At 41.9% G+C, this 9845-nt stretch carries 7 protein-coding genes and 3 pseudogenes; 1 reads left to right on the top strand and 9 read right to left on the bottom strand.

All coding sequences use genetic code 11. From position 1 onward, the window contains the following. Window positions 1-218 precede the first annotated feature (218 nt). The 9 genes and pseudogenes from HMPREF0083_RS27445 to HMPREF0083_RS27430 form a co-directional block, all read right to left on the bottom strand. Window positions 219-350: pseudogene (locus HMPREF0083_RS27445) on the bottom strand (Rrf2 family transcriptional regulator); the annotation flags it as partial. A gap of 523 nt (window positions 351-873) precedes the next feature. Next, a pseudogene (locus tag HMPREF0083_RS27440) lies at window positions 874-1416 on the bottom strand (PEP-utilizing enzyme). 415 nt (window positions 1417-1831) lie between these two features. After that, window positions 1832-3142: an MFS transporter gene (locus HMPREF0083_RS19880; RefSeq protein WP_021623511.1), complete on the bottom strand. Its 1311-nt coding sequence runs from the start codon at window positions 3140-3142 to the stop codon at window positions 1832-1834. Window positions 3143-3173: 31 nt separating this feature from the next. Beyond that, window positions 3174-3494 (bottom strand): DsrE/DsrF/TusD sulfur relay family protein, encoded by a 321-nt coding sequence (locus tag HMPREF0083_RS19875; protein WP_021623510.1) that lies wholly within the window; start codon window positions 3492-3494, stop codon window positions 3174-3176. Beyond that, window positions 3491-4177: an ArsR/SmtB family transcription factor gene (locus HMPREF0083_RS19870; RefSeq protein WP_021623509.1), complete on the bottom strand. Its 687-nt coding sequence runs from the start codon at window positions 4175-4177 to the stop codon at window positions 3491-3493. Before HMPREF0083_RS19870 ends, HMPREF0083_RS19875 begins: the two co-directional genes overlap by 4 nt. A 248-nt stretch (window positions 4178-4425) precedes the next feature. Then, window positions 4426-5508 (bottom strand): ribosome small subunit-dependent GTPase A, encoded by a 1083-nt coding sequence (gene rsgA / locus HMPREF0083_RS19865; RefSeq protein WP_021623508.1) that lies wholly within the window; start codon window positions 5506-5508, stop codon window positions 4426-4428. A 398-nt stretch (window positions 5509-5906) separates the two neighbouring features. Further along, on the bottom strand, window positions 5907-6062 hold the full coding sequence (locus HMPREF0083_RS27435) for an IS3 family transposase (protein WP_081696130.1): 156 nt from the start codon (window positions 6060-6062) through the stop codon (window positions 5907-5909). Between the two features lie 327 nt (window positions 6063-6389). After that, entirely contained in the window at window positions 6390-7298 is a 909-nt protein-coding gene (locus tag HMPREF0083_RS19860) for a DMT family transporter (protein ID WP_021623506.1), read from the bottom strand. A gap of 867 nt (window positions 7299-8165) precedes the next feature. Beyond that, window positions 8166-8822 (bottom strand): annotated as a pseudogene (locus tag HMPREF0083_RS27430) (FecCD family ABC transporter permease); the annotation flags it as partial. A 239-nt stretch (window positions 8823-9061) separates the two neighbouring features. Here HMPREF0083_RS27430 and HMPREF0083_RS19850 point away from each other — a divergent pair. Further along, window positions 9062-9628, top strand: a complete 567-nt coding sequence (locus HMPREF0083_RS19850; protein WP_021623501.1) for a Uma2 family endonuclease — start codon at window positions 9062-9064, stop codon at window positions 9626-9628. Window positions 9629-9845 lie beyond the last annotated feature (217 nt).

The raw sequence follows: 9845 nt of genomic DNA, 5'->3' as shown, positions 1-9845 counted from the left end.
TACTTCTTCCTCCGCTTACGATCCAGCCATTGATCGAAAATGTGGTCAAGCACGGCATTTTTAACCAGGGCGGGAGCGGTCGGAAAAAGACACGCTAGCCTTCTTTCTGTCGGAGCCAGGGCGCATCTAACCTCTTCTTTTTTCCGAACCTCCTCCTTCCAACCACGCTATCTTATCAAAATATCAAGTGTAATTTATATAGAAAGTAGGCAGTCATTCTTAGATAAATATGTCGTTGAAACTTCTTGACGTTCTGCTAATTTTGCCACACCAATATGCTTATCGGGAGAATCAACAGCTAATAATAGCATGGTGTGGAGAGCATTGTTCGTAGCTTTTGTTAACTTCATATCATGACTCATATTTGGGCATTTTATGTCCTCCCGATTACCATAATTTGTCCATTTCATCCGTTCATAGGCTTGTGCTATAGTATTATTTGGCGCTCTAATGGGGATAGAGCGCTCGTTTTGGCTTCATAATATTTCTTTTCCAGCCAGTCATTTAGACTGGTCCTTTTTTATTTTTTCATCTTTTGAGTGCTTGTACGTAGTGATAACGAAGTCGTTACTATGAAGTAGAATCACAAAAAAAGACCCCTTCTCAAGTGGTCCCTTCGCTTGCCTTTTCTCTTGTGCTCATTCTATCACACTTCACTTTTACACTTCAAAAAAATGGCGATTGTGCCAGAAATGTAAACCTACGTGCCTATAAGTTCGTTGTATGCGATTCACATACCATTCTCTTAATCAGCTTTCAACGAATCTTGTTTAAATATTGCCGTGAAATCTGCTCCGCTGTCTACAAAGTGCAAACACCGGATTGTCCCTTTGGATAATGAACTTCCCTGACCGATTTGGACGTATTCAGCAATTACAATATTTCGATATACCCTTCTGTTCCATGCACGCGAATTCGTTGTCCATCTTTTATCAGTTTGGTGGCATTTTCCACCCCGACGACTGCTGGTAAGCCATATTCACGTGCGATAACTGCTCCATAGGTCATCAGTCCACCAACTTCGGTGACTAGGCCCTTTATGGATACAAACAATGGTGTCTAGCTAGGGTTAGTAAAGGAGGCGACTAAAATATCTCCATCTTCTAGATCAGCATCTTACATATTTAAGATGACATGTGCTCGCCCCTCTATAGCCCCGAAAGAAACGGGTAGACCTACAATAGCTTTGGCCGGAAGATTTTCTCGTTTGTACTCACCTGCAATGATTTCACCAATTTGATCTCGATCTTCTACTTTTAGCATTGTTAGTCGATCCAACAAAGCATGATACGTTTCGTTTTGTTCGATGGCTTTTTGATATCCCGCTGTTGTAACACAAAATCCTTCTGGTACTTGTATTCCTTGAATTTTTGATAATTCTCCTAAATTTAACCCTCCAACATCTCTCCTAACCATTACATTTCTTTTGGTTTCTTTGATATATTTATTTGCGATTCCTTCGATCATGATGTTCTGGGGAACCATCATGATCGAAATCTCATTAAAAGTTCTATTGCATTTTAGCAGTAGTAAATGAGAATAAATAGTCTATATTGACCATTTTTTATATGCTATAATTAAACTAGGAAGAGTTCAATTTTCAAAAAATAGCTAGACCTTATCATACAGTAGCCTGATGCCTCGGTTCATCCCCCCGAAAGCAGCTCATATACCTTTTAGCCCACAATGAATATGAGAAGTCTCCCACTTCTAAACGGGGTACCGCCGGCAAAACGTGGATTTACAACGCTAAGGGGTTTTGAACAGCAAAAAAGCCGGTTTTCACCACGCTAAAGGTGTAACCGACGTATATAATAAAGAATCCTTCAATTTATAAGGGGATGTTTTCTGATCTATTGATTTTACGACTGCTATGATACCATATGCCGACTGGTATCAATAGTAGTGAAAGGAATCCTCCTGCGAGAGAGAGTGTTGCATAACTGGAATGAGCTACAACCATTCCTGAAAGTGCCCCGCCCGAAGCACCAGCTAAAGCAATTAAAACATCAATTGTTCCTTGAGTTTTTGCGCGAGACGAAAGATCAGTCGAATCCACAATAAGAGCTGTCCCGCTAATCAAGCCAAAGTTCCAGCCAAGCCCTAGTAAAGCGAGAGCGAAGATAAGACCCCACATGGAATCAGCCGGTGCAACAGCTGCGACAATTCCAGCAGCAAGTAAAGTACCACCAGAAGCAAACGACATCGCAGTGCGGCCAACCTTGTCCACAAGAATGCCTGTCACAAGAGATGGGAGGTACATCGAGCCAATATGAATGCCTATAACTAATCCGACATCCCCCAAACTATGACCATGGTGCTTCATATGTATTGGGGTCATTGTCATAATTGCGATCATTACGATTTGGGTTAAGATCATTACGGTAGCTCCGACAATGATTCCTCGGTTGTTTATTGTTAGTGTATTTGTTTTCACGTCTGAGGAGTTGCTCTCATCTTTCCGGATATCAGCAATAGCCTTCGCGACAATGAATGGATCTGGACGGAGGAAGCCAAAAAAAACCAGGCCGGCAAAGATGTAGGCAACCGCAGCTAGTATGAAGGGTCCAGCAAGTGCAGGGACACCAAGTGACAAAGCGAATTTGCCCATTACACCCACTAAGTTTGGACCTGCGACGGCACCGAGTGTAGTAGAAACCATTGCAATACTGACTGCTGTTGCCCTTTGTGTTGGCCTTGCTAGATCTGTACCTGCATAACGTGCTTGTAAATTTGTTGCTGTACCTGCACCATAGATAAACAGCGAAGCGAGCAGAAGTACGATACTATGACTCATCGCTGCAAATACGACCCCTATTGCGCCAATACCACCTGTAATAAATCCTGCTGCGAGTCCAAAACGACGTCCGGAACGTTGAGAAAGACGCCCAACAAGCAATGCGGCTACAGCAGAACCCAGTGTGAACAACGCTGCAGGAATGCCTGCAGAACTTTCCGTGCCTAGCATATCCTGAGCAAGGAGCGCTCCGACAGTGACACCTGCAGCTAGTCCTGCACCACCAAAAATTTGTGATAAGACTACGATGAGCAAAGTTCGTTTATATAGCTGTTTCTGCATATCTGGAGAATCAACGTAATTTTGCAAATGGCTTTCATTTATTCTATAGGGTTCATGCGACATCGCTCAGAACCACCTTTCTAGGTATGAGCTTTTAGAAAGTCACCATTTTATCTGCCCATTCCACGAGATCAACACAATCATTCATAGTTGAGATCGGGCAAGAAGTTTGGTCCTCTAATTTTCTTGATTTAAGGCAAGTTCCACACGCGTAAAGAACTCCATTTAGGTTAATAAATTTTTGCATCTCTTCATGTACATTGAACTTTGGATCCCGAATTTCCTCGCATTCCACAGCTTCACCCATGAGAAAGACTTTGACCTCATGTTGTCGTTTGAGCGATGTGTTAGCGAAACGAAAAGCATTCCATGCCTTTTCAAGCTCTTTTGTCTCCAAAATAATACCTAATTTCATAAAATAAAACCTCCTTCATTTGATCTACGCGAATCCTCAACATAATGATGCCATTCGTGTACGCCTTCCTCTAAACGAGAAGCCTTAATACCTTTCGTCCTCATTATTTCAACCGCTTGAGCAGACATAAGACAATATGGACCACGGCAGTACGCTACAATCTCCTTATTTGTTGGCAATGATGCAAGATGCTTTTCCAATTCCTCAACAGGAATAGAAATTGCACCAGGAATATGCGCCATTTCATACTCTTCCCTCGGCCTTACATCTAACAACAAAACTTCACCTTTCTCCATTCGTTCTACTAGTTTTTCCAATTCAATAGGTTCCATTCTTTCATGATGTTGTAGAATTTCAGTCTTTAACCGCTGAATCTCAACTAATTGTTTTTCACTCAAGCGATGTAAAGACACCATAAAATCAGCAATGGATAATTCAGCAAGCTCATAAATCACATAATTACCCTTCTTAGTGAATCGGACCAACCTTGAATCATACAACGTTTGCAAATGCTGGGATACGTTGGCGACACTCATACCCGTATTCTTAGCTAGTTGGTCAACAGATTTGGGACCTTGCGCCAATAAATCCATGAGTTCCAAACGCTTCGGGCTTGAAAGGCACTTACCAATACGAGCAAACTCCTGATAAAGTTGGTCTTTCCATTTTCGTTCTACATTCATAAGCACAACACCTCAACTATTCAATTGATTTATTGAATTCATTGTATTTTATATCTACTTCCTGCAAGTGTCAAATTATGTTGGAGCAAAATTGATTAGAGCGATGAACACTGTCAAAAAGAGAAAACCTACGATTTTCATGCACTTTTTTCTCGATGAATAAGGGCGTGGAAAACTGGAAGGTTTCTCCACGCCCTAACCATCTGCTAGTACAGACGGTGTTAAATGATTGAATTGAGGATCGTTACTTATTGTCTAGGTTTTCTGTGGCGGAGCTTTGTGTGAATTTTTTTCCGCTTCTCTTTTTCCGCCGCTTGCAGACGAAGCTCTTCCTTACGGGCCAGATGAGCTAATTCCCGCTGCAGCTTCAGATAGCTGTCAAAACGGGAACGTGCCAGAGAACCGTCGACAAGCGCTGCCTGAACGGCGCAGCCCGGTTCTTGAATATGTCTACAATCATGAAAGCGGCATGCTGCCGTGAGAGATTCAATGTCGTCAAAGGCTCCCCGAAAACCTTCATCTGCTTCCCACAGTTGCAATTCCCTCATGCCCGGAGTATCGATCAGCAAACCACCGCCTGGCAAACGAAATAACTCGCGGTGTGTGGTAGTATGCCGCCCACGGTCGTCGCCCTGTCGAGCCTCATTGACATGCTGCATGTCTTTTCCGCTCAAATGGTTAATCAACGTAGATTTTCCTACACCTGAAGAGCCCATCAATGCAATGGTGGTACCCTCTCGCAGATAGGGTGTCAGCTCCTCCAGACCGTCTTTCAATTTTGTGCTAACAGCATGAATCGGCACACCTATAGCAATGGACTGTACTTCCGCTATCCAGCGCTCCACATCGTTACATAAATCAGCCTTGCTCAAGACGATCACTGGGGTCGCCCCACTCTCCCAGGCAAGAATAAGGTAACGTTCTATCCGACGTAGATTAAAATCGTTGTTTAGAGCATTGACAAGAAACACAGTATCTACGTTGGCAGCAACAATTTGCTCCTCTATCGCATCTCCGGCGGCCTTACGGGAAAACTTGCTTTTGCGTGGAAGTACGGCATGGATGGTTGCCTTTTTCTCTTCCGCGCGGGGGCGAATGACCACCCAGTCCCCTATGGCAGGATAGTCCTCCCGTTTGGTTGCTGTATAACGCATCTTCCCGGAAACTTCGGCCAGCAGTTCCCCATGTTCGGTCAATATGCGATACATTCGTTTATGCTCCAAAGTGACACGTCCCACGCTGTAGCCTTGTTCATCGTAAGGGGTGAAATAATAAGTAAACGTATCATTCCAACCCCATGCTTTCAATTTTTCTAGTAATTGTTGATTCATAATCGGACTCCTCCTGAGAATGGTTTCGTTAAAAGCACGTAGCAAAAACCAGTCACAGTGAATCCTTACTGCAGAATGGAGTTAACGTCCGACTGAAGGGAGGATTCCTGTAACTTTAACCTCTACAATCTCGGCAATTTTCATATTCATCATAATGACATCTCTCCTTTCAGACCAGACAATCCGGTCTGCATAATTTCCCAATTATTGTACCATGCGAAGCAGCAATGTAACAGGGGGACAAGTCATGATATTCAAAGAAAATAATTTTCAGCAAGTGAGGTTTTGTTTGAGTTGCTCGTTTTCTTTCATCACTTGTTTTTTGAAATAAGTAAGATGATGAAATGACATAAAAATTGAACCTCCGTCAATAGATTAGACACATGGAATCGAGAGAATTACGCCTCTGATTGGTACATACTTTCGTATTGATTGGGCATGAAGTACCCGAGCGGAGAATGGATTCTCTTTCCATTGTAGAAACACGCAATGTACTCAAAAGTACGTTTCTTCGCTTCTGCTCGTGTTGGGGCCCTGGCAGCAGTTGGTATCATACATTAAAATAAATTAAGCTGATACAAATTGCTAACCCAATGATTGCAGGGACAAAATCTGAAAGCATGGTCATTCCCCTTGATGACCTTTTACGGCCCAGTACCGGCGTAGCTGACACTAGGGACAAACGCATGTGAAAAATAAGTAATTAGTCTACAAAAAGTCGGAACTTTACATTTTGTGACCGAAATGTTGTACTGGTTATATTTCCATGGCCAAACTGCTAAATATTTAATTAGTTTTAGACTGACCCGCGCAAAGAACAACAGCGGCAATCTAGGGCGAGAAAATAAAGTCCTAGACTGTCGCTGTTTTTGTCAGTATTCCTATTCATTTAACACATTTTTAGTTTCTTTCTGGGGTTTATCGTCGCGAATGACTAATAGCACCCCAATAAAAATTAATACTGTACCCACCCAAAAAGACAAACCAATCTGTTCGCCTAGTAATAACCAACCTAAAAAAGTGCCAACTATCGGCTGAAAAAAGAAAAATAATCCGCCACTGGAAGCGTTAAGCTTTTGCAAGCCTCGATTCCACAGCAAAAAACCACACGCAGTAGAAATAACCCCCAAATATAGCAGGCCTCCCCAAATAGAGGGCTGCATTATCGCTTGAAAATCAAGCTTAGTTAATCTCCCAAGTGTAAAAGGCGTTAGAAAGGCAACAGCAACAAGGATACTGTAGCTTGTTACGACAATTTGCGAATATTGCCCTGGTACACGCTTTACAAGGACAGACATAAGTGACCACGTTAATGCTGCGATAATCAGGGATATGCCACCTAGCTGATTTGAGGGATCGATTTGAGCAGTTCCGACAATAACACAAACACCAATGGTTGCTAAAACAATAGAAATTGCTTTCTTTGCAGTAATTGTTTCTTTAAGGATGATTCGTGCAAACAAAACCATAAAAGCAGGTGTCGTTGATGTAATAATGGCTCCCATTTGTGCAGAGGAAAGCATTGTTCCGACCTCTTGGGTTACGATGGAAATCGTATTCCCAATTAACCCAATCAAAATGATTAATAGCCAGTCACGTTTCGCGACACGCCATGATTGTTTGGTTATGACTCCGATAATTAGTAATGCTAAAAGAGCAATTACATAGCGAAGCCATACTAATTCAAGTGGTGGTACAATGTCAACCACGACTTTAACGACAACATACATTCCGCCCCAAATACTGGCGGCGAGTGATAAATATAATGAACCAAGTAAGGTGTTTTTCATTTTTGCCCTCCGTTTTATAGACAATTATTTATGTCCTTAACGGAGACGTAATCATTCTTCCGTTAAGGGAGAATGATTACAGGTACATCATTTTCAAAAAGTGGTGAATACATCATCAACTTTCATCTCCTTTCAAAGCTATATATTATTTTACAACAAAATAGCTTTATCGGGTCACAAATTTAAACTATATACATCTGGTTTGATAAATTGACAAACTTTTGTGATAGGTAGGAAAAGACGGACGGGAGCAGTCAGAAAAAGACAGCTGGCCTTTCTTCTGCCGGAGCGCAGGGCGCATCCAACCTCTTCTTTTTTCCGAATTTCCTACTTTCAACCACGTTATCATGTCAAACTATCAAGTGTAACTTATATACATTTACTGGCTAAACACATGTTCTATTTAGAACAATACTTGGGTGCTTAGTAGCGTATTGTTAGTCTAATTCTATATTTTCTCTGTATATAACATTATTTTCGCAGTCTAGCACTTTATTTTTTGAGTCTGGGTGGTTATGTATGTCTCTTGATGATAAGCCGCACAGCAGAACGTCGTACCGAAACGTTAAACGGATTCTTTTGTATTGCAAGCTTGATCGATGGCGACGTGATATCCCTAAATTGCTCAAAGATACAATCCAGATTTTGAGTATTCATTTGCAGCTTCAAGTCCTTCTCTCCTCTACAATTCATCATTATTATTACATTATAGATTAACGAAGTTTTTTTACAAAAAAGAAAGAGTTTTTGTTTATATAAACTTTCCTTTATGGTTCCTCCATTGGCTTGACAAGCGCAGTAATTTTCCCTCTAGAAATTTACAATTTCAAGTTTATCGGATTCTTATCCTAAGTCTAATGGTGAAGGTCAGGCTTTTGACCGCGCCAGATAAAGGAAGAACGGGACCCCAAGTAAGGCAATCAGCGCACCAAGCGGTATTTCATACGGTGGGTTGATCATTCTTGAGCCAAGATCAGCGAACACGACAAACAGGCTGCCGAGCACCGCTGAACAAGGAATAATCGAATGATAATCAACTCCGACTAGAAATCGCGTCACATGTGGAATAGTCAATCCAATAAAACCGATGGAGCCGACTACCGCGACGGCAAAACCAGCCAGAATAAGGACTATGAGCATGCTCGAGTCTAACGGCGATATCCTCTCTGAGGCTAAGCAACGTTACCGATCGGGAGAGAATCACCACGGCGATAATTGCGCCCCCGATCCACGGAAACATAATTTTAAGTTGCAACCAATTGGTCCCCCCACTCCGCCCGCATACCAAAAAGCCAAATCCTGACCGATGCGAAAATAAAGCGCAATACCTTCGCTTAACGCAACTAACAGCGCACTGACCGCGGCTCTAGCCAACACAAGACGTACAGGCGTTACCCCTCCTTTGGCGAGTGAACCAATACCAAACACAAGCCCTGCACCGACACTAGCACCTAAGAAGGAATAAAGGATCAGAAACATAAACGGAAGCTCTGGATAAAAGGAAAAGCACACGCGGCAGACGAATCTCTTAAATAATTTGATGCTGGATTATGTCTGGATTAAAGCGAAATACCAAGGCTCCGTGTCAAGCGGTCGTCAGGAATTTGCACTACCCCATTTATAAAGACAGGAGGACATAACTTATTTTCTTTTCGAAAGTGTCTTGACAATGGGGGGCATTACAGTTCCCTGTTATACATGGCAAAAAGAAAGGCAAAAATGTATTATAATCTGTATATAATCGGGAAAAGGATGGTGGGAAAATGAGCTTGGCGCAAGAAAGGTTCGTAAGTATAGAAGAATTTTACGTAATGCGCGAAAAGACGGACAACTTATTGGAATATGTAGATGGCGTTGTATTTATGTCTCCATCCCCATCCACAAAGCACCAGCGTATTTCGAGTCGGTTACATGCCAGGTTGTTTAACTTTTTAGACCAGAAAAAGAGCGGGTGCGAAGTCTTCCACGCACCATTCAATGTAGAATTGCAAAAAGAAGGTGTGGATGGAAAGAAAATTGTTATACCAGATTTATCTATAATCTACGATAAAAACGGCTTTATGGAGAATAAATATATCGGAGTTCCTGCTATTATTATAGAAATCCTAAGTCCATCCAACCAATCTCATGACCTTGTATTTAAGCTAAACCTCTACATGCAGTACGGCGTTAAAGAATATTGGATAATCAATCCAATGTTAAATGCAATCCAATTGTATGTGTTAGACGAAAGTATGCAGTACCAGCAAATGGATGTTGTACGGGAGCAAGGTATAATTAAATCACATGTCCTGCAAGGCTTCCAAGTACAATTAGAAGAGCTTTTTTAACACAAAAGGAGTATGCAGTCTCTCTACACACTCTTCTAGTGGTCACATCACGAAACGGATATTTTCGTACGTTAAGCGTTTTGCATATTGCTATAGTCAGGAGAGAGGGACTACACCGGATGAGTTAAGTGAGCAAGAGATAGAGCAATTCCTCTTAAGAGATAAAGCTTCCGAATAGGAGGCTTTTTTACACGCCTGTTGATTATCCATAAGGTGG

Source organism: Aneurinibacillus aneurinilyticus ATCC 12856 (genome assembly GCF_000466385.1).
GTDB classification, from domain to species: Bacteria; Bacillota; Bacilli; order Aneurinibacillales; family Aneurinibacillaceae; genus Aneurinibacillus; species Aneurinibacillus aneurinilyticus.
Note: the sequence above shows the minus strand (reverse complement) of the source record. Positions and strands in the feature narration are given on the sequence as shown.